Source organism: Pantoea rwandensis (genome assembly GCF_000759475.1).
Classification (GTDB): Bacteria; Pseudomonadota; Gammaproteobacteria; order Enterobacterales; family Enterobacteriaceae; genus Pantoea; species Pantoea rwandensis_B.
Genome location: NZ_CP009454.1, coordinates 4,089,823 through 4,109,414, shown reverse-complemented (window position 1 = coordinate 4,109,414; position 19,592 = coordinate 4,089,823). Strand labels below are relative to the sequence as shown.

The following is a 19,592-nucleotide window of genomic DNA, read 5'->3' as shown; positions in this document are numbered from 1 at the left end:
TGTCATCAAAGCTTAACTGATTTGTGCGAAAAAAAGCGCGATGAAGGATCAGCCACAACTCAGCTAATGATAAGCAACGCTCGTTAATTACATTGAGGTTAATGCGCTGCTGTTGGTTTGCATGAGCTGTAATGTTATGAATTAACGCCATTTTTGCTTTCTAATCCCGAGTTATAGTGAAGATAAATTAATTATTTTCACTTTTATCACTTGATTCATCTACGCGCGTAGATAAACTGTGTCCACAGTGATAACTCACGGTGCCAGAGACAAAGTTGGCCTTGAGATGACGTGGTTACATTTGCCTTACTAATGCGATCGATGAAAAAAACATCGACGAGAACAGGCGAATGAGTGAATTCCAACACCAGGGAGTTCTTTGACTTTCATCCAGGTTTGCCTACTGAACGTCGTCACCGGGGAGTTCCGCTTGTTGCAAGGGAACCGTCCCACGGAAGGGCGTTTGCTGTTTTCACCTATTTCAGGGAAAAGGTCATGACGGTACATCAGTCCGTTTCGCAACAAACTTCACTGAGCACCTCTTCAGCTGCTGACATGCGTCTGGAAACCTCTTCTGGCCGCAAAGATTTCTGGCGCGCCACCTTCTCTTGCTGGCTCGGCACGGCAATGGAGTATGCGGATTTCGCGCTCTATGGCCTGGCAGCAGGCATCATCTTTGGCGATGTGTTTTTCCCCAATGCCACACCCACTATGGCGCTGCTCTCCAGTTTTGCCACCTGGTCCGTCGGGTTTATTGCACGCCCAATTGGTGCGCTGCTGTTTGGCTGGATCGGTGACCGGAAAGGCCGCAAAACCGTGATGATCGCTACCATCATCCTGATGGGCGCATCGACAACCTTGATTGGTCTCATCCCTTCTTACGCCACGATCGGCGTCTGGGCACCCGCTTGTCTGGTGCTGTTGCGCTTTACCCAAGGGTTGGGCGCTGGTGCAGAACTGTCTGGTGGCACCGTGATGCTGGGCGAGTATGCCCCGGTTGCGCGTCGCGGTCTGGTCTCTTCCGTGATCGCCCTCGGCTCGAATAGTGGCACGCTGATCGCCTCGCTGGTGTGGCTTGCCGTGATTCAGATGGATAAACAAACCTTGCTGGATTGGGGATGGCGTATTCCGTTTCTCAGCAGCGTGCTGATTGCCGTGGTCGCGTTATGGCTGCGTCGTCATCTGCGTGAAACCCCGGTGTTTGAGCGCCAGCAGGCGCAACTGCAGGCAGAGCGTAGCGCCACATTGCAGCATGCCGCCGCCGAGGTTGATACCCGCAGTTTCTGGCAGCGCAGCTGTGCGTTCTGGACGATGGTCGGCTTACGAATCGGCGAAAACGGTCCTTCCTATCTGGCGCAGGGCTTTATCGTCGGTTATGTCGCGAAAGTGCTGATGCTCGATAAGTCGGTGCCAACGACGGCGGTGTTTATTGCCTCGCTGCTGGGTTTCCTGATTATTCCGTTTGCCGGTTGGATGTCTGACCGCTTTGGCCGCCGTATCACCTATCGTGGTTTCTGTCTGCTGCTGATGATTTATGCCTGGCCGGCATTCAGCCTGATGGACAGCCGTGACCCGGCGATTGTGATCCCGGTGATGGTTGTCGGCATGGCGCTGGCCTCGCTCGGTATTTTTGGGGTGCAGGCCGCGTGGGGTGTGGAAATGTTTGGTGTCAAACACCGTTACACCAAGATGGCGGTGGCGAAAGAACTGGGGTCTATCCTTTCTGGAGGGACAGCACCTTTGGTGGCTGCGGCGCTGTTATCGTTCACCGGACACTGGTGGGCGATTGCCGTGTACTTCTCGGCGATGGCGACCATCGGTTTTCTGACCACGTTTGTGGCACCGGAAACGCGTGGGCGCGATCTGAATCTACCGGAAGATGCGATCTGACGCGCAACACGCTGTAAGTGAAACAGTGCCATTGGCCGGTTATGCCGGCCAATGGCATTCATGCAGAGGCAAGAGCATTGGCGAAATCCCCAGGCGGAAATGTAACACGTAGCGATGTGGCGAAAGCCGCCGGCACCTCAGTGGCGGTCGTGAGCTACGTGATTAACAACGGACCGCGCCCGGTGGCGGAAGCCACGCGGTTGCGCGTGCTGGAAGCGATTAAACAGACGGGTTATCGACCGAATGCAGTGGCGCGTGCATTGGCCTCCGGCAGCACCAAAACCTTTGGCCTGGTGGTGCCGAACATCAGTAACCCCTTCGTGGCCTCAATGGCGCATATGCTGCTGCAGGAATCACTGGATCACGGCCACGTGATGCTGCTGGGGGATGCCGGAGATGATCGCAAGCGTGAGCTGGAACTGATTCAGGGCTTGCTGAATCGTCAGGTGGATGGCCTGTTTTATACCAGTGTCGACCGCCACCCATACATAGATGTGATTCAGGCCAGTGGTACACCGCTGGTGATGCTGGATCGCGTTGACCCACGTCCCGGCGTGAGCATGTTGCGGGTGAATGAGCGCGAGGCCTCGCGTCAGGTGACAGAACATCTGCTCAGCCACGGTTATCAACAGGTTGGCATGATCAGCGGTCCGCTGGAGATGCTGAATGCCCAGGATCGTATTCAGGGCTGGCGCGATGCCATGGCAGAGAAAGGCCTGCAGGTCGATGAAACCCTGATTTTCCCTGCCAGCTACTCGCGACAAGGCGGTTATGACGCCACAAAACGTATGCTTGCCAGCGGAAAGGTGCCGCGCGCGCTGTTTACCAGCAATGAAGGCCAGGCGATTGGCTGTATCCGCGCGCTCTCTGAACACGGTTTGCGCGTGCCGCAGGATGTCGCCCTGGTGTGCTTTAACGGCACCGATCAATCCGCATTCCATGTCCCGACATTGACAACCGTACGTCAACCGCTACGGGAAATGGCACGCAGCGCTATCGCCATGCTGAAAAATGGGGATGGCGAGGCCCAACTGGCAGAGTTCCCTCACTATCTTGAAATCGGTGAGTCCTGCGGCTGCCTGCTTACTCAACAAAAATAAACCTATAACATCATGAAAAGACTGATTATTGATTGTGATCCGGGAAATGGAATTGCAGGGGCGAATACCGATGACGGCCTTGCGCTGGCACTGGCGTTGGCATCACCTTCGCTGTCGGTTGAACTGATTACCACTGTCACTGGTAACACGCCGAGTGCGTTAGGGGCGCAGGTTGCCAAAGATTTACTCCAGCGATTAGGACTCAATGTTCCCGTTGTGCAGGGCGCGTTGCAGGCACTCCGCGAAGACCCCGCCCCCTGGCGCGCACGCCTCGATGGCGTCAAGGACGCGAACCTCGCTGAACTGTGGCGGGGCGTGCGTAAGCCGCAGTTGCTCGCGGCAGATGGCAATGATGCCGCAGGCGTGATGGGCCAGCTGATTTGCGATAATCCCGGCGAATTTACTCTGGTGGCGATCGGTCCTCTGACCAACGTGGCGCAGGCGCTGCAGCGCTATCCACAGATGGCGGAATCCGTGGCAGAAATTGTGATTATGGGCGGTGTGTTCGCTTTAGATGATTACATCAAAGACACCAACTTTGGTCTGGATCCCGAAGCGGCGCATCAGGTGCTGCACAGCGGCGCAGCCATCACGCTGGTGCCGATGGACGCCACGACACAAACATTGATGACCCATCAGGATCTTAATCGTCTGACGACCAACGACCATCCGTTACCGCAATTTGTCCGTGAAACGTTGCGCCCGTGGATTGATTACTCGATTCGCACCCGCCATCTGCCAGGCTGCTGGATCCACGATGCGCTGGTGATTGCCTGGCTATTGAATCAGCGCGTGGCGGATGGGGTGGATTACTTTGTCGATATTGAGTTACGCGCTGGCGCAACGCGCGGCAAGAGCTGGCGGTATCGATCGCCACTGCGCCTGGACATTGGCGTGCCGGAGCAGACCGGGGCATTGGTGCATGTGATGCAGAACGTCAACAATCCGTTGCTGCTGGAGATGATTGAGAAGGCGTTTAATCAACTGCAGCGCTGATTGCCCATAAATGCGTGCGGCACACTGAGTCGCACCGGTCTTCCTGCCATGCCGCCAGGAATTTGCCCTTTCAGATTGCACTGCTGTACGGCGGTGCAATGTTTCACTCGATGACATGCTTCCTTACACCGCGAATCACTCCCTGACAATTCCCCGCCGCAGCCCTCCTTTCTGACATGCTATATACAAATAGTTAACACAATAATAACCAGCGAAATCATTCGCCGGATAACGTTCCAATAAATTCTGGTCAATGAACCGGAAGCTAATCAGACAGGATACCCCTATGTTCAACTGGACTGCGACCCAGCGAAACGTGGCGTTTGCCAGTTTCGCCAGCTGGACGCTGGATGCGTTCGACTTCTTTATCCTGGTGTTTGTACTCAGCGATCTTGCCCAGTATTTCAACACCAGCGTCTCCGATGTTTCTGTTGCCATTATGCTCACGCTGGCGGTTCGACCGATTGGCGCGCTGATTTTTGGCCGTCTGGCTGAGAAGTATGGCCGCCGCCCGATTCTGATGCTCAATATCGTGATGTTCTCACTGTTTGAGCTGCTCTCTGCATGGTCACCGAACTTCACCGCCTTCCTCGCCTTCCGCGTGATTTACGGCGTGGCGATGGGCGGCATCTGGGGCGTGGCATCGTCACTGGCAATGGAAACCATTCCGGATCGCTCGCGTGGGCTGATGTCCGGCATCTTCCAGGCGGGCTACCCTTGTGGCTACCTGCTGGCATCGATCATTTTCGGACTGTTTTTCGAGTCGGTAGGCTGGCGCGGCATGTTCCTGATTGGCGCATTGCCGATTCTGTTGCTGCCGTTTATCTATTTTAAAGTGCCGGAATCCCCGGTCTGGCTGGCCGCACGCGAACGTAAAGAGAGCACGGCGCTGCTGCCGATTATTCGTCAGCACTGGAAAATCTGCATCTATATGGTGCTACTGATGGCGTGCTTTAATTTCTTCAGTCATGGCACCCAGGATCTCTATCCTACCTTCCTGAAAGTGCAGCATCAGTTTGATCCGCACACGGTGAGCATCATCGCCATCAGCTATAACATTGCGGCGATGCTGGGTGGGATTACCTTTGGTGCGCTGTCAGAACGTATTGGCCGTAAGAAAGCGATTATCCTTGCCTCCTTCCTTGCGCTGCCGGTGTTGCCGCTGTGGGCGTTCTCCAGCGGATCATGGATGATTGGGATTGGCGCGTTCCTGATGCAGTTTATGGTGCAGGGCGCGTGGGGCGTGGTGCCGACCTATCTCACCGAGCTGGTACCCGCAAATGCGCGTGCGGTGCTGCCTGGCTTCGTTTACCAATTGGGTAATCTGATTGCCTCGGTCAATGCGACCTTGCAGTCTCGCATTGCCGAGGCCCACGGCGGCAACTACGGCCTGGGAATGGCGATCGTTGCCGGTACGGTAGCGGTGCTGATTTGCGTGTTTGTCGCCTTTGGGCGAGAGACGCGGGGTATTGAAATATCCGGTGCGGTCGCGCGCGAACAGCGTTAAAGCGCCTCGCAGACGTCGATCCATTTCGCCGCAGTCAGTTCAGCCATACGCTGCGGCGAAATGCGCACAGCACTGTGAATCGAACCTGCTGCGGGCAGCACTTCATCAAAACCGCGCAGGGTCACATCACAGTAAACGGTCAGGGGATTTTCCAGGCCAAAAGGGCATACGCCACCCACCGGATGCCCGGTCCAGTTCACCACCTCATCCACACTCAGCATGCGTGCCTTAGCGCCGAGTGCGGCTTTCAGCTTGCGGTTGTCGAGACGGGCATCACCGCGCGTCACAATCAGTACAACGGCATCTTTCACTTTTAACGACAGGGTTTTGGCGATTTGCCCCGGCATCACGCCATGGACGCGTGCGGCCAGTTCTACCGTGGCGGTGCTCTCCGGCATCTCGATGATGTCGATATCCGGTGCATGTTCGGCAAAGAAGTGCCGTACCGACTCCAGGCTCATTTTTTTCTCCGGTAAAAACAGAGCCTAAAAGCTGCCACAAGGGGGGAAAAGTGTAAACGGGATAAAAAGAGAATCTGTAACAGAATGCACGCAGGTTAAACCACTTTTAACGTGCAGTTACCACAGCGTTCCACGTCCGGAATGCGATAGCGCTGGCAGCAACTGCGACGTTCCATCTCGCCATGACGCGGGATCATGGTGCGATAAAGCGGATTGTCGCTGCCATCCAGCAGCGTCTGGGTGAAGAACAATGCCTGTTCCAGCTGAGTGATGACGGGCGCGGATAACTGGCCTTTCAGTTCACCGAGGAACCAGTAAAACGAATAACCCATGTTGTTCCAGATGAGTTTGGCGTTGATATCACCGTGCTGCGTCATGCCGTTGACAGCCGGGATCAGGCATTGCTGAATCAGGCGGTCAATGCGCTGCTGTGCACTCAGGTAACGCGCCTCTTCATCTTCCTGCACATCTATCCAGAAAGCACAGGGATGGCCGTTTTCATGAAATTCCACATGAATCAGATGGGGGGCGCATTTCAATGCCCGCGGCTCCTGCAGCAACATCAGCATCAGCGGGGCCAGCAGTAAGCCAAAATACCATTGTGCCCAAAGTGACTGCAGCGGTTTGGCTTCATGTTGCACATCAGGGTGATTGCGATAGAGATAATCGCTATAGCGTTGTGTCAGGCGGCGATAGTGAAGCGGTGTGGACCACTCGGCCAGCGTCAAGGTCCCTGCGGGAGCGGCCTGGCCGAGTTTGACGTTATCCAGCATGTAGCTGCGTTGATCACGCATCAGATCTTCCAGTGCGCTCGCTAAGCTGCGGTCGCTCTGCATAAAGATCAGAGGATGGTCGCTAAAGCGATGATCCTGACGCGTGATGATGGTCATGCCGGTCCTGAGTGATAACGGGAATCGTGAGACAAATGATAATCGTTACTGTCAATGCGAACAAGATGTCATCAAGCGAAGAAAGGGGACGCAGCCACTTATCAGCAGCCGATGCCGCTTTGTGATAAATGGCTTCGCTCATTAACCGGTTAAATCAGGTCATTACTGACTTGCGTCAGCTTCGGCAAATCTTCCCAGGCGAGTATGGTGTTACGCCCCTGATTTTTCGCGACGTATAACGCGCGGTCAGCATTTGCCACCGCCTGGTCAAACTCATCGCCAAAAATAGGTGCGATTCCGGCACTGATGGTGACGTGGGTGGAGACCTTTTCATTAAAGCGATGCGGGATTTCGAGGTCCACTACGTACTGACGAATGCGCTCCGCCAGCTTCATCGCAATCGATGCGTTAACGTTGGTCATCAGCACCAGAAACTCTTCACCGCCATAACGTGTGACGACATCGCGTGAACGCACGGCATCGCGAATGGCAACCGACACCCGCGCCAGCGCCTGATCGCCCATCGCATGACCGTAGTTGTCGTTGTAGGCTTTGAAGTGGTCAATATCCAGCAGCAGTACGTAATGGCTGCCCGCGTGGTTTTCCAGAATGGTGTCGAGGCGATTTTTCAGGCCGCGGCGGTTATACAAACCGGTGAGCGGATCCAGCATACTCAAATCGCTAAAACTCTCTTTTTCCTCATACAGCTGGCTAACCAGTCGTCGGGTAAAAGTATCAAAACGGCGGCGCATTAAATGGTGCAGCGAGAAACCAATCAACGGCAGCGTAATCGTAAAAATGATCATCATTAAATGCTGGCCATCATCTAATAACAATACGGTTAATACGGGGGGCGTAATGTGTAAACAAAATGCGATCAAATAATCACTGAGCGCAATGGCACTGATAAAAAATACGCTTAACAAGCTGATTATTAAAAAGCTGCCATCAAAATAAAAAACCTGATGGTATCTGTGGTTAATGTGCCATGCCCAGAGCGCACCTAATATCATGGCAACAGGATTTAATAGCGGTAATTTCCGTTTTGGCATCATCAGACAAACGGTCAGTAACGTCAGGCTGAAAGCCGCGACAATGCCTACTGGCAGCGAGCTTACCGGGCTGTCTGTGCCTAAAAAAGGCATCAGGCAAAAAAGCGAAACGGCGACATTTAAAAACAAAAAGAGCATCAGCGAAAGCCGATATTTGCTGTGTTTCAACTCATCATAAGATTGTAATTTCATTATTATTACTCTTCACAGCCCTGAAATATCAAAGCGCTACCCGTGGGAAATACTCCCGCAAATCGGATAGTGAGCACGTTATTGACGTGTTATCGAAATAGTTATCGGCGGCAATTTAGCATTTTCCAGTAAATCTGTCATCCAACGCATCCCGCGATAAAAAATTCGCTGCAAGATGAGAAATATTGTCATATGATAATACGAATATTTATCATTTGAGGGTTGCGCGATGATCATGGCGATGATGGCTGCCTGCGGCTTATGGGGCGTGAGCTGGATGATGGGTAAGCGGCTGGACAGCGGTTGGGGAGTCTTGTTGCCCTGTGCTGCTTTACCGATTTTCGCGCTGTGGGAGCCGAGTTTCAGCCAGTGGCGCGTGGTGATGATTGTGGCACTGTTGCTGACGGTAGTGATGCTGTTCCATCATCGTCTGCGTCACTATCTGCTGCTGCCTTCTTGCCTGGCATTGGCCGGGGGCGCTGCGGCCGTTACGGTGAACTTCCACATTATCTGATGCCGTTTCTTCCGAACGGCAGAAACGACAAAACACGCTTAGCGCGTGATTGTTTCGTTTAATTCAACGTTGGGAATGTACTGCCAGGAAAGTAAGACAACGTGGTGCGAAGGGAGGGACTTGAACCCTCACGTCCGTAAGAACACTAACACCTGAAGCTAGCGCGTCTACCAATTCCGCCACCATCGCATTGTGTTGTCTTTATTGTTTATACCATCGCATTGGTGCGAAGGGAGGGACTTGAACCCTCACGTCCGTAAGAACACTAACACCTGAAGCTAGCGCGTCTACCAATTCCGCCACCATCGCTCAGTGCTATGATATAAACTTTGTGATTATTGGTGCGAGGGGAGGGACTTGAACCCTCACGTCCGTAAGGACACTAACACCTGAAGCTAGCGCGTCTACCAATTCCGCCACCGTCGCGTACCCTGCAACACTCTAAAGTATTGCTAACCACGGAGGCGCATTCTAGAGATTTTACTCTTTGCGTCAATACATATTTCACGACGATGAAACGATTGCTGCAAAAAACAACATTTTCACCGTCGGGAAGCGCAAAATGGGTTATTTACGCGCTTTGGCGCCGCGTCCGTACACGGCACGGTAGACCTTAAAGCGTCCGGTCTGCGCCAGCACTTCGTGGTTACCGAAGGTCTCATCCAGAATCTGCGGATAGGGCAGGAAGGCGTTAGCCACAATACGCAGTTCACCGCCGCTGTTCAGATGCTTTAAGGCACCACGAATCAGCGTGTTGGCCGCATCGAGGCTGGTTTGCAGGCCGTCATGGAACGGTGGATTAGAAATGATCATATCGAAACGGCCAGTGACATCCGAGAAGACGTTACTGGCGAACACTTCCCCTTCCAGTTCGTTGGCGGCCAGCGTCAGTTTACTGGCTTCGATGGCAGCAGCATGCACATCACACAGCCACAAACGGATGCGTGGAGAGATTTGTGCCATCACGGTGGCGAGCACGCCGCTGCCACAGCCGATATCCAACACTTTGCCACGGAAGTGCGGCTCCAGCGTGGAGAGCAGCAGATCGCTACCAATATCCAGGCCATCGCGGCTGAATACACCCGGCAACGTGTGGATGGTGAGGTGCTCGATCATGTAAGTATTGCCGTAGCTGCTGGCATCAAAGGTTGGCTGTGTATCCAGACGACCATGATAGAGACCGCAACGACGCGCACTGTCGACTTTTTCCAGTTTCGTCCAGTCTTCCAGCATGCCTTCTGCACTGCGCACGCCACTGCGGTTTTCACCGACCACAAAGATATCGCAGCCGACCGGCATCAGCGACAGCAGGTTTTGCAGCTGGAACTGCGCTTCTGGCTTGTTCTTCGTCCAGAAATAAACCAGCGTATCGCAGCCTTCAACATCGGCGGCAGTGGCCACCATGCTGTAAACCGCACGTTCACCGAGGCGACGGCTCAGGTTCTGCCAGTGATGGTACTGCTGGGTGTGCACGCGTGTTGATGCGGTTTCCAGCTGGGCGGGCAGGTCATCCTGCAGGTCGCCAGCAAACAAAACATGGCGGGCGGTAAATTCATCACTGTGGCGCAGAATGACTTCGCTGGCCGGGGTAAAAGCAGACATGGAACGCTCCTGTTAAATCAGAGCGGGGATTATAGTGCTTTGTTGGCGCATGTTCGATGGGTTTGCTAGCATAGCGTCGCATTCTGGCAGCATAACGGGTAATAGCATGAGCACAAGGCGCGACTGGCTTCTACAGCAAATGGGGATTACGCAGTATCAATTGCGGCGTCCGCGCGTGCTGCAGGGCGAAATTGCCGTGACGCTGGCCCCGGACACCCGTCTGGTGATGGTGGCTGAACATGCCCCCGCGCTGCAGGAACCCTTAATTCGCGATGTCCTGCGAGCCCTGAATATTCAGCCTTCGCAGGTGATGACGCTGACGCCGGAACAGCTGCCGATGCTGCCTGATCAGGTGGATTGTGCCGGTTGGTTGCTGGGCGTCGAGAGCGAATACACCTTTAACGGCATCACCTTTTCCACCGCCGTTTTCAACGAATTAATCAGCAGCGGTGCGGCAAAACGCGCCCTGTGGCAACAGATGTGTAACCATGACAGCCATCTCTTTAGTCATCCCTGAAGACCAGCCGCAGCTGCTGGCGATTGAGCGTCGCAGCCACGCGTTTCCGTGGAGCGAGCAGACGTTTGCCAGCAATCAGGGCGAACGTTTTGTGAATTATCGTCTGGAAGCCGAGGGTAAACTGGCAGGGTTCGCCATTACGCAAGTGGTGCTGGATGAAGCCTCGCTGTTCAACATTGCGGTCGATCCCGATTTTCAGCGCCGCGGCTATGCGCGCCAGCTGCTGCAACATTTGATTGCTGAGCTGGAAAAGCGCGATGTGATGACGCTGTGGCTTGAGGTGCGAGCCTCGAATCACCCGGCGATTGCGCTGTATGAGCAACTGGATTTCCATCAGGTCAGCGTTCGACCCAACTACTATCCCACCGCCAACGGCCGTGAAGATGCCATTATCATGGCGCTAACTCTGTAAAAAGGGACACTATGTTAAACGACTGGGACTGCATCCTGTTTGATGCGGATGACACACTTTTTCATTTTGACGCCTACGCCGGTTTACAGCGAATGTTTGCTAGCTATGACGTGCACTTTAGCGATCAAGATTACGCCGATTATCAGGCGATTAACAAACCGCTGTGGGTCGATTATCAAAACGGCACCATTTCAGCCTTGCAGCTGCAAACACGTCGTTTCACCTTGTGGGGTGAGAAACTCAGCGTCGCGCCTGAAGTGCTGAACAGCGATTTTCTCAGCGCGATGGCGGAGATCTGCCTGCCGCTGGAGGGCGCTGCCGAGCTGTTAAATACGCTAAAAGGCAAAGTGAAGATCGCCATCATCACCAACGGTTTTACCGCCTTACAGCAGGCGCGTCTGGAACGTACCGGTTTCCGCGAGTTCTTTGATGAGCTGGTGATCTCTGAGCAGGTCGGCGTACCGAAGCCGGACGTGGCGATTTTCGACCACACGCTGGCGTTGCTCGGCAACCCGGATCGCAGCCGCGTGTTGATGGTCGGGGATACACCTGAGTCTGACATTCTGGGCGGGATGAATGCCGGGCTAAAAACCTGCTGGATCGATCACGGCACGCGTCCACTGCCGGAACCCATCACGCCAACCTGGCAGGTGAAGACGCTGGCTGAGCTGCAGGCGTTGCTGACACAACGTTAAAAGTATCTATTCACCGTTAACGTTGTGATGATTCGAAGAAGCCCGCTGTGCGGGCTTTTTTTATGATAAAATCTATGCATAAATCTATTCATGAATCTATTCATCAGGCGCTGATAGGGTGAACGACAATGGTCGATCTGCAAAATTTGCTGCTGGCGGGACCGCTCGGTGCAGCCGATTTACTGCAACGCTCTGGCATCAGTCAGGCGACGTTGTCGCGGCAATTACGGCAACAACCCCAAATAGTGAAATGGGGCAGAGCCCGTGCGTCGCGTTATGCTTTGCTCCGTCCGATTCGCGGTGAAGACCACTTCCCGCTGTATCGCATCTCTGCACATGGCCAGGCGCAGCCCGCAGGCACTTTGTTACCGACCTGGCCGCAGGGCAGTTGCCTGCATAACGATGAGCAGGGGCGAGGCCACTTTTACGAAGGGTTGCCGTGGTTTTTACAGGATATGCGCCCGCAAGGTTTTATTGGTCGTCAGTGGGGCATAGAGAATGCTTATCCATTGGGATTAAATGACGACATTCGTCTGTGGAGTGACGATCAGTGCTTAATGGCGCTGGCAAGCGGCGGCGTCGACATGCCGGGCGCATTCATCATCGGTGAGCGCACCTATCAGCGTTGGTTAGAGCAGGAAGCACCGCGCGCCATCAGTGAAGAAGAGAAAGCGTCATCTTACCCGCAGCGAGCACTGCATGCGCTAAATGGCGATGAGCCAGGGTCATCAGCGGGCGGCGAGCAACCGAAATTTCTCTGCTATGCCACGACAGCGAATGGCGATCGTCACTGTCTGGTGAAATTCACTGTGTCGCGCCACAGCGATAATGCGCAGCGCTGGCGTGATTTGCTCCGTGCGGAACATCTGGCATTGCAGCATCTTCAAGCCGCAGGCGTGACGGCGGCGCAAAGCCAATTGATTGCAGGTAAAGAGCAGCTATTTCTTGAAGTACAGCGTTTTGATCGCATCGGTGAGCGTGGTCGACGCGAGATGAGTTCACTTGAGGCCGTCAGCGCAGAGTTTGTTGGTCATCAACAACACTGGCCTGCTGCGCTGCGTGAACTGCACCATCAGCAGCGCATTGATGATGTCACCCTACAGCGTGGCACTTTGCAATGGGCATTTGGTCGCCTGATTGGTAACAGTGATATGCACGCAGGGAATTTATCTTTCTTCACCGACCGGGAAACATTCAATCTGACACCTGCCTACGACATGCTGCCAATGGCACTGGCACCTAACTCGCAGGGGCATATGCGTGATGAACTGGCATTAAAGTTAGATATCTCATTACCGAGTGAAGTGTGGCGAACTGCTTGTGGAATGGCGAAAACATACTGGCAGGCGGTTGCGGATGACGAAATGTTTAGCGCCAATTTCCAGCGTATCGCCACGCAAGCATTGCAGCAATTGGATACGCTGGATGAGACCATCCATAAAATGGCTTAAGGGCTTTTTTCATTCTCTGAGGTGGTGGCCGCTTCTTCTTCCTCTCGTTCCTTATCCTCTTTCACCGCGCGGCTGGCGGTGAGCAGGAACGGTGATTGCTGCCAGCGGGTACGACGGTCGCGCAGCAGCGTACGAGTGAGGATGATGCCAATCGCCAGCGCCAGCAGCATCATCAAACGCAGAATGTTGGTGGTGTTATCCACCTGACGTGATTCGGTGACCAGCACATGGGTATCCAGCGTCACGCGTAAGAAGCCTTGCGGCCCCTCTTTGCCTTCCAGCGGCTGCACGATTTGGTGGTTAAAGTAGCTGCCGGCGCGTTTACCATCCAGCGCCAGGCGATCGCGCACATTAATGCTTTCACCGCTGTGTGCCACCAGACTGCCGTCGTCGGCATAGACTGAGGCATCCAGAATGCGGCTGTTATCGGTCATCTGATTAAGGATGGCTTCGATTTGCGTACGGTTGTCGTCGCTGTTGTCCATCAGCGGTTTCAGGCTAAACGCCACCTGACGCGTCAGCGTGTGCGCCAGTTCTTCCACCTGCTCAGAGCGTGCCATTTGATGGCCGAGACTGAACCAGGATGCCCCTTGCATCAGCACCACTAACAGGGCCAGCGAGATAAGAACAATCACCGTGCGATGCAGGCGAAATTTCAGTGCGGTTTTAACCATCAGAAACCCGTGTGACGTAACAGCAGAAAGGCTGGCAATTATGTTGCCAGAACCCGCGCAGACAAGGTAGCCTCTTGCGTGGTTTTGTTGTCCCTACAGGAGCTGTAATGCCAAATCGTCTTACCTGGTGCGATCTGCCCGCCGATGTTTCACTCTGGCCGGGTCTCCCCCTCTCTCTCAGCGGTGATGAAGTGATGCCGCTGGATTACCGTGCCGGTCGGACTGGCTGGTTGCTGTATGGGCGCGGACTCGATAAACAAAAACTGACCGATTATCAGCATCTGCTGGGTGCGGCGATGGTGATCGTCAGCGCCTGGAATGTCGATGAGTATCAGGTGGTTCGTCTGGCCGGTTCACTGACGCCACGTGCGACCAAACTGGCGCACGATGCGGGGTTTGATGTGGCGCCGCTTGGCAAGATCCCGCATCTGAAAACCCCAGGATTGCTGGTGATGGACATGGATTCCACCGCCATTCAGATTGAATGCATCGACGAGATTGCCAAACTGGCGGGCTGCGGCGAGCAGGTGTCAGAAGTCACCGAACGTGCGATGCGCGGTGAGCTGGACTTTAAAGCCAGCTTGCGTGAGCGCGTGGCAAAACTGGCGGGTGCTGATGCCAACATCCTCAAGCAGGTGCGCGATACGCTGCCACTGATGCCTGGCCTGACCACGCTGGTGCATAAACTGCAGGCGCTGGGCTGGCAGGTGGCGATTGCCTCCGGTGGATTCACCTACTATGCCGACCATTTGCGTCAGACACTGCATCTGGCTGCGGCCGTCGCCAACGAGCTGGAAATGCGCGATGGCAAGCTGACGGGCGAAGTGCTGGGGCAGATTGTCGATGCGCAATTTAAAGCCGATACCCTGAAAAATCTCGCCGAACGCCATGACATTGCGCCAGAACAAACTGTCGCGATTGGCGATGGCGCTAACGATCTGCCGATGATCAAAGCGGCGGGGTTGGGTATCGCTTACCACGCTAAACCCAAAGTGAATGAGCAGGCGTCGATCATTATCCGCCATGCCGATTTAATGGGTGTGTTCTGCATCCTGACCGGCAGCCTGATTCACGAAGAGCGTTAACTGAGGATTTGATTTGGCCAAAGCGGCAAAACGCGCCTTCGTTTGTAACGAGTGCGGCGCAGATTATCCACGCTGGCAGGGGCAATGTAGCGCCTGCAACGCGTGGAACACCATCACCGAGGTGCGTATTGCCGCCTCGCCTGCGGCAGCGCGTAACGAGCGTCTGAGTGGCTATGCCGGTAGCGCGGGACCCAGCCGGGTGCAGAAGCTGTCCGAAATCAGCCTCGAAGCCGTGCCGCGTTTCTCCACCAGCTTCAAAGAGTTTGATCGCGTGCTGGGCGGCGGCGTGGTGCCAGGCAGCGCGATACTGATCGGTGGTAATCCGGGAGCCGGTAAATCGACGCTGCTGTTGCAGGTGATGTGCAAGCTGTCCGAAGGGATGAAAACCCTGTATGTCACCGGTGAAGAGTCACTGCAACAGGTCGCAATGCGCGCCCATCGTCTGGGATTACCCACTGAAAACCTGAATATGTTGTCGGAAACCAGTATCGAGCAGATCTGTCTGATCGCCGAGCAGGAACAGCCGAAACTGATGGTAATCGACTCCATCCAGGTGATGCACATGGCGGATATCCAGTCTTCGCCTGGGAGCGTAGCGCAGGTGCGTGAAACGGCCGCTTACCTGACGCGCTTCGCTAAAACACGCGGCGTAGCGATTGTGATGGTCGGCCACGTCACCAAAGATGGCTCGCTGGCCGGGCCAAAAGTGCTGGAACACTGCATCGACTGTTCAGTGATGCTGGATGGCGATGCCGATTCCCGTTTCCGCACGCTGCGCAGTCACAAAAACCGCTTCGGTGCGGTGAACGAATTGGGCGTGTTTGCCATGACCGAGCAGGGCATGCGTGAAATCAGCAACCCGTCAGCCATTTTCCTGTCACGCGGCGATGAAGTCACCTCTGGCAGTTCGGTCATGGTGGTGTGGGAAGGTTCGCGCCCGCTGCTGGTGGAGATTCAGGCGCTGGTGGATCACTCAATGATGGGCAACCCGCGTCGTGTCGCAGTTGGCCTGGAGCAAAACCGTCTGGCGATTTTGCTGGCTGTTCTGCACCGGCACGGTGGTTTACAAATGGCGGATCAGGATGTGTTCGTCAATGTGGTCGGTGGTGTGAAAGTCACCGAAACCAGTGCTGACCTCGCGCTGCTGCTGGCGATGGTATCGAGCTTGCGTGACCGCCCACTGCCGCAGGATTTGGTGATCTTCGGTGAAGTAGGGCTGGCCGGTGAAATTCGTCCGGTGCCCAGCGGTCAAGAGCGCATTTCCGAAGCCGCCAAGCACGGTTTCAAGCGCGCGATTGTGCCGGCGGGCAATGCACCGAAAAAGGCCATCGACGGCATGAAAGTGTACAGCGCCAAGAAGCTGGCGGATGCACTGGCGATATTGGACGAGCTGTAATTTCGCCGGGCGGCATACATGCCGCCCCCGCCATTCACCGTCAATGTAGCGTGCGCATTCATGCGCATCTTGATAAACGTACCGCACAGACTTTTCCCTCTCACGTAAACTGGAGAGGGCCGGGGTGAGGGCCAGCGCATACCCCATCCCATTATTTCCCATGCAGGAGGCACCAAATGTCATCGTTCGACTACCTGAAAACCGCCATACGCCAGCAGGGTCACACGCTGCAGCAGGTTGCAGATGCCAGCGGGATGACCAAAGGCTATTTAAGCCAGCTGCTGAATGCCAAAATCAAAAGCCCAAGCGCTCAGAAGCTGGAAGCGCTGCACCGTTTTCTCGGGCTGGAATTCCCCCGTCGTGACAAAACTGTTGGCGTGGTGTTCGGTAAGTTCTACCCACTGCACACCGGCCACATCTATCTGATCCAGCGCGCCTGCAGCCAGGTGGATGAGCTGCACATCATCATGGGCCATGACGATCCGCGCGATCGTGAGCTGTTTGAAAACAGCGCCATGTCGCAGCAGCCGACCGTGAGCGATCGCCTGCGCTGGCTATTGCAGACCTTCAAATACCAGAAGAACATCCGCATCCACTCGTTTGATGAAGAGGGAATTGAACCCTATCCGCACGGCTGGGATGTGTGGAGCGAAGGGGTGAAGAAATTCCTCTCCGAGCAGGGCATTGAGCCGGATTGTATTTACACCAGTGAAGAAGCTGATGCGGCAATGTACCAACAGCATCTCGGTATTTCGACGGTGGTGATCGATCCCAATCGATCCTTTATGAACATCAGCGGCGGGCAGATTCGTCAGGATCCGTTCCGTTACTGGGAATACATTCCGACTGAAGTGAAGCCGTTCTTTGTGCGCACTGTGGCGATCCTCGGCGGTGAATCCAGTGGCAAATCCACGTTGGTGAACAAGCTGGCGAATATCTTTAACACCACCAGTGCCTGGGAATATGGCCGCGATTATGTCTTCTCGCACCTCGGTGGCGATGAGATGGCATTGCAGTATTCTGACTACGATAAGATTGCGCTGGGTCAGGCACAGTACATTGATTTCGCAGTGAAATACGCCAGCAAAGTGGCGTTTATTGATACCGACTTTGTCACTACGCAGGCGTTTTGCCTCAAGTATGAAGGGCGCGAGCACCCGTTTGTGCAGGCGCTGATCGATGAGTACCGTTTCGATCTGGTGATTCTGCTGGAAAACAACGTACCGTGGGTGGCAGACGGTTTGCGCAGCCTGGGCAGTTCGATGGATCGCCGCGAGTTTCAGTCGATGCTGGTGACCATGTTGCGTGAAAACAACATTGAGTTCGTCCATGTGAAAGAGGATGACTACGATACGCGCTTCCTGCGCTGCGTTGAGCTGGTGAAGCAGATGCTGGGGGCTTAACCTTACAGCAATAATAAAGGCGCCAATCGGCGCCTTTTTCACATCATGACAATTACTTCGCCATACGCTTGTACTTGATACGCTTTGGCTCCAGCGCGTCAGCGCCGAGGATGCGTTTCTTGTACTCTTCGTACTCGGTAAAGTTACCTTCGAAGAACTCCACCTTACCTTCATCCTGATAATCGATGATGTGGGTGGCGATACGGTCGAGGAACCAACGGTCATGCGAGATCACCATGGCACAGCCTGGGAACTCCAGCAGGGCGTTTTCCAGCGCGCGCAGGGTTTCGATGTCCAGATCGTTGGTCGGTTCATCGAGCAGCAACAGGTTGCCGCCAACTTGCAGCAGTTTCGCGAGGTGCAGACGACCACGCTCACCACCGGACAGCTCGCCAACGCGTTTGCCTTGATCGGTGCCTTTGAAGTTAAAGCGACCAACATAGGCACGGCTCGGCATCTCAACGTTGCCGACGCGCATAATGTCCTGACCACCTGACACTTCTTCAAACACGGTTTTCGAATTGTCCATCGCGTCACGGAACTGGTCCACAGACGCCAGCTTGACGGTTTCGCCCAGCTCGATGGTGCCAGAATCGGGCTGTTCCTGACCGGACATCATGCGGAACAGGGTCGATTTACCGGCACCGTTCGGGCCGATGATGCCGACAATCGCGCCTTTCGGCACCGAGAAGGTCAGATCGTCGATCAGTACGCGGTCGCCATACGATTTGCTCAGGTTGGTCACTTCCAGCACTTTGTCGCCGAGGCGCGCACCTGGTGGAATGAACAATTCGTTGGTTTCGTTACGTTTCTGGTATTCGGTGTTGTTCAGCTCTTCGAAACGCGCCAGACGGGCTTTGCCCTTAGACTGACGGCCTTTCGCGCCTTGACGAACCCACTCCAGCTCTTTCTCAATCGACTTACGACGTGCCGCTTCAGAAGAAGCTTCCTGCGCCAGACGCTGATCTTTCTGCTCCAGCCAGGAAGAGTAGTTGCCTTCCCACGGAATACCTTCACCGCGGTCCAGCTCCAGAATCCAGCCTGCCACGTTGTCGAGGAAGTAACGGTCGTGCGTGATCGCCACCACGGTGCCTTCGAAGTCGTGCAGGAAACGTTCCAGCCAGGCCACGGATTCTGCATCCAGGTGGTTGGTCGGTTCGTCGAGCAGCAGCATGTCTGGCTTTTCCAGCAGAAGACGGCACAGCGCGACGCGGCGACGCTCACCACCGGACAGGTTGCCAATTTTGGCATCCCAGTCTGGCAGACGCATCGCATCAGCAGCACGGTTCAGCTGGGTGTCGAGGTTATGGCCATCGTGCGCCTGGATCACTTCTTCCAGACGACCTTGTTCGGCAGCCAGTTTATCGAAATCGGCATCAGGATCGGCATACAGTGCGTACACTTCGTCGAGACGTTTCAGTGCACCAACCACTTCAGAAACCGCCTCTTCCACAGATTCACGCACGGTGTGCTCTGGGTTGAGTTTGGGTTCCTGCGGCAGATAGCCGACTTTGATGCCCGGCTGTGGGCGTGCTTCCCCTTCGATATCGGTATCAATACCGGCCATGATGCGCAGCAGGGTGGATTTACCCGCGCCGTTCAGGCCGAGTACACCGATTTTGGCGCCAGGGAAGAAGCTAAGAGAGATGTTCTTCAGAATGTGACGCTTCGGCGGAACCACTTTGCCGACGCGATGCATGCTATAGACGAATTGAGCCACGTTGTAATGAGCCTCTGGTCTGTGAATGGTGGAAC

The 19,592-nt window shown here is 54.8% G+C and carries 18 protein-coding genes and 3 tRNA genes; 12 read left to right on the top strand and 9 right to left on the bottom strand.

Annotation, left to right across the window (positions count from 1 at the left end):
- Positions 1-495 precede the first annotated feature (495 nt).
- The 4 genes from LH22_RS18835 to LH22_RS18820 all read left to right on the top strand — a co-directional run bounded on the left by LH22_RS18835 (position 496) and on the right by LH22_RS18820 (position 5,493).
- Positions 496-1,890, top strand: coding sequence for an MFS transporter (locus LH22_RS18835; RefSeq protein WP_038649265.1), 1,395 nt, complete (start codon positions 496-498; stop codon positions 1,888-1,890).
- 77 nt (positions 1,891-1,967) lie between these two features.
- Complete coding sequence (locus LH22_RS18830) at positions 1,968-2,990, top strand: LacI family DNA-binding transcriptional regulator (protein WP_038649262.1); 1,023 nt, start codon at positions 1,968-1,970, stop codon at positions 2,988-2,990.
- 12 nt (positions 2,991-3,002) lie between these two features.
- Positions 3,003-3,986: a nucleoside hydrolase gene (locus LH22_RS18825; RefSeq protein WP_038649259.1), complete on the top strand. Its 984-nt coding sequence runs from the start codon at positions 3,003-3,005 to the stop codon at positions 3,984-3,986.
- Positions 3,987-4,239: 253 nt separating this feature from the next.
- On the top strand, positions 4,240-5,493 hold the full coding sequence (locus LH22_RS18820) for an MFS transporter (protein WP_182057222.1): 1,254 nt from the start codon (positions 4,240-4,242) through the stop codon (positions 5,491-5,493).
- On the opposite strand, the gene LH22_RS18815 is transcribed toward LH22_RS18820, so the two are convergent.
- The 3 genes from LH22_RS18815 to LH22_RS18805 form a co-directional block, all read right to left on the bottom strand.
- The gene (locus LH22_RS18815; RefSeq protein WP_038649256.1) at positions 5,490-5,954 is read right to left on the bottom strand and encodes a YbaK/EbsC family protein; all 465 of its coding nucleotides are present in this window, start codon (positions 5,952-5,954) and stop codon (positions 5,490-5,492) included. The two genes, LH22_RS18820 and LH22_RS18815, sit on opposite strands and share 4 nt — an antisense overlap.
- Before the next feature lie 95 nt (positions 5,955-6,049).
- Complete coding sequence (gene fhuF / locus LH22_RS18810) at positions 6,050-6,844, bottom strand: siderophore-iron reductase FhuF (RefSeq protein WP_038649253.1); 795 nt, start codon at positions 6,842-6,844, stop codon at positions 6,050-6,052.
- 149 nt (positions 6,845-6,993) lie between these two features.
- Entirely contained in the window at positions 6,994-8,088 is a 1,095-nt protein-coding gene (locus LH22_RS18805; RefSeq protein ID WP_038649250.1) for a GGDEF domain-containing protein, read from the bottom strand.
- Between the two features lie 229 nt (positions 8,089-8,317).
- On the opposite strand from LH22_RS18805, the gene LH22_RS18800 reads away from it, so the two are divergent.
- A complete protein-coding gene (locus LH22_RS18800) occupies positions 8,318-8,602 on the top strand; it encodes a DUF1435 domain-containing protein (RefSeq protein ID WP_034826266.1) in 285 nt (94 codons plus the stop codon).
- Between the two features lie 102 nt (positions 8,603-8,704).
- Here the strand turns inward: LH22_RS18800 and LH22_RS18795 are convergent.
- The 4 genes from LH22_RS18795 to rsmC form a co-directional block, all read right to left on the bottom strand.
- Positions 8,705-8,791 (bottom strand) — tRNA-Leu (locus tag LH22_RS18795).
- A 33-nt stretch (positions 8,792-8,824) separates the two neighbouring features.
- Positions 8,825-8,911 (bottom strand) — tRNA-Leu (locus LH22_RS18790).
- Positions 8,912-8,941: 30 nt separating this feature from the next.
- Positions 8,942-9,028, bottom strand: a tRNA-Leu gene (locus tag LH22_RS18785).
- A 141-nt stretch (positions 9,029-9,169) separates the two neighbouring features.
- Positions 9,170-10,204 (bottom strand): 16S rRNA (guanine(1207)-N(2))-methyltransferase RsmC, encoded by a 1,035-nt coding sequence (gene rsmC, locus LH22_RS18780; RefSeq protein WP_038649247.1) that lies wholly within the window; start codon positions 10,202-10,204, stop codon positions 9,170-9,172.
- A 106-nt stretch (positions 10,205-10,310) separates the two neighbouring features.
- Between rsmC and LH22_RS18775 the strand changes: the two genes are divergently transcribed.
- The 4 genes from LH22_RS18775 (at position 10,311) to yjjJ (ending at position 13,279) form a co-directional block, all read left to right on the top strand.
- Positions 10,311-10,721 carry a DNA polymerase III subunit psi gene (locus tag LH22_RS18775; RefSeq protein ID WP_038649244.1) on the top strand — a complete coding sequence of 137 codons (411 nt, stop codon included), beginning with the start codon at positions 10,311-10,313 and terminating at the stop codon, positions 10,719-10,721.
- The gene (gene rimI, locus LH22_RS18770; RefSeq protein ID WP_038649241.1) at positions 10,693-11,133 is read left to right on the top strand and encodes a ribosomal protein S18-alanine N-acetyltransferase; all 441 of its coding nucleotides are present in this window, start codon (positions 10,693-10,695) and stop codon (positions 11,131-11,133) included. Before LH22_RS18775 ends, rimI begins: the two co-directional genes overlap by 29 nt.
- A gap of 11 nt (positions 11,134-11,144) precedes the next feature.
- Complete coding sequence (gene yjjG / locus LH22_RS18765; protein WP_038649238.1) at positions 11,145-11,828, top strand: pyrimidine 5'-nucleotidase; 684 nt, start codon at positions 11,145-11,147, stop codon at positions 11,826-11,828.
- Between the two features lie 128 nt (positions 11,829-11,956).
- A complete protein-coding gene (yjjJ, locus tag LH22_RS18760) occupies positions 11,957-13,279 on the top strand; it encodes a type II toxin-antitoxin system HipA family toxin YjjJ (RefSeq protein WP_038649235.1) in 1,323 nt (440 codons plus the stop codon).
- Here the strand turns inward: yjjJ and LH22_RS18755 are convergent.
- Positions 13,276-13,953, bottom strand: a complete 678-nt coding sequence (locus LH22_RS18755) for a YtjB family periplasmic protein (protein ID WP_038649232.1) — start codon at positions 13,951-13,953, stop codon at positions 13,276-13,278. The genes yjjJ and LH22_RS18755 overlap by 4 nt on opposite strands.
- Positions 13,954-14,060: 107 nt before the next feature.
- Between LH22_RS18755 and serB the strand changes: the two genes are divergently transcribed.
- The 3 genes from serB (at position 14,061) to nadR (ending at position 17,837) form a co-directional block, all read left to right on the top strand.
- Positions 14,061-15,038, top strand: coding sequence for a phosphoserine phosphatase (gene serB, locus LH22_RS18750; protein ID WP_038649229.1), 978 nt, complete (start codon positions 14,061-14,063; stop codon positions 15,036-15,038).
- A gap of 13 nt (positions 15,039-15,051) precedes the next feature.
- Positions 15,052-16,434 (top strand): DNA repair protein RadA, encoded by a 1,383-nt coding sequence (radA, locus tag LH22_RS18745; protein WP_038649226.1) that lies wholly within the window; start codon positions 15,052-15,054, stop codon positions 16,432-16,434.
- Positions 16,435-16,610: 176 nt separating this feature from the next.
- Positions 16,611-17,837: a multifunctional transcriptional regulator/nicotinamide-nucleotide adenylyltransferase/ribosylnicotinamide kinase NadR gene (nadR, locus tag LH22_RS18740; RefSeq protein ID WP_038649223.1), complete on the top strand. Its 1,227-nt coding sequence runs from the start codon at positions 16,611-16,613 to the stop codon at positions 17,835-17,837.
- A gap of 52 nt (positions 17,838-17,889) precedes the next feature.
- Here the strand turns inward: nadR and ettA are convergent, their stop codons facing one another.
- On the bottom strand, positions 17,890-19,557 hold the full coding sequence (gene ettA, locus LH22_RS18735) for an energy-dependent translational throttle protein EttA (protein WP_071845633.1): 1,668 nt from the start codon (positions 19,555-19,557) through the stop codon (positions 17,890-17,892).
- Positions 19,558-19,592: the final 35 nt, after the last annotated feature.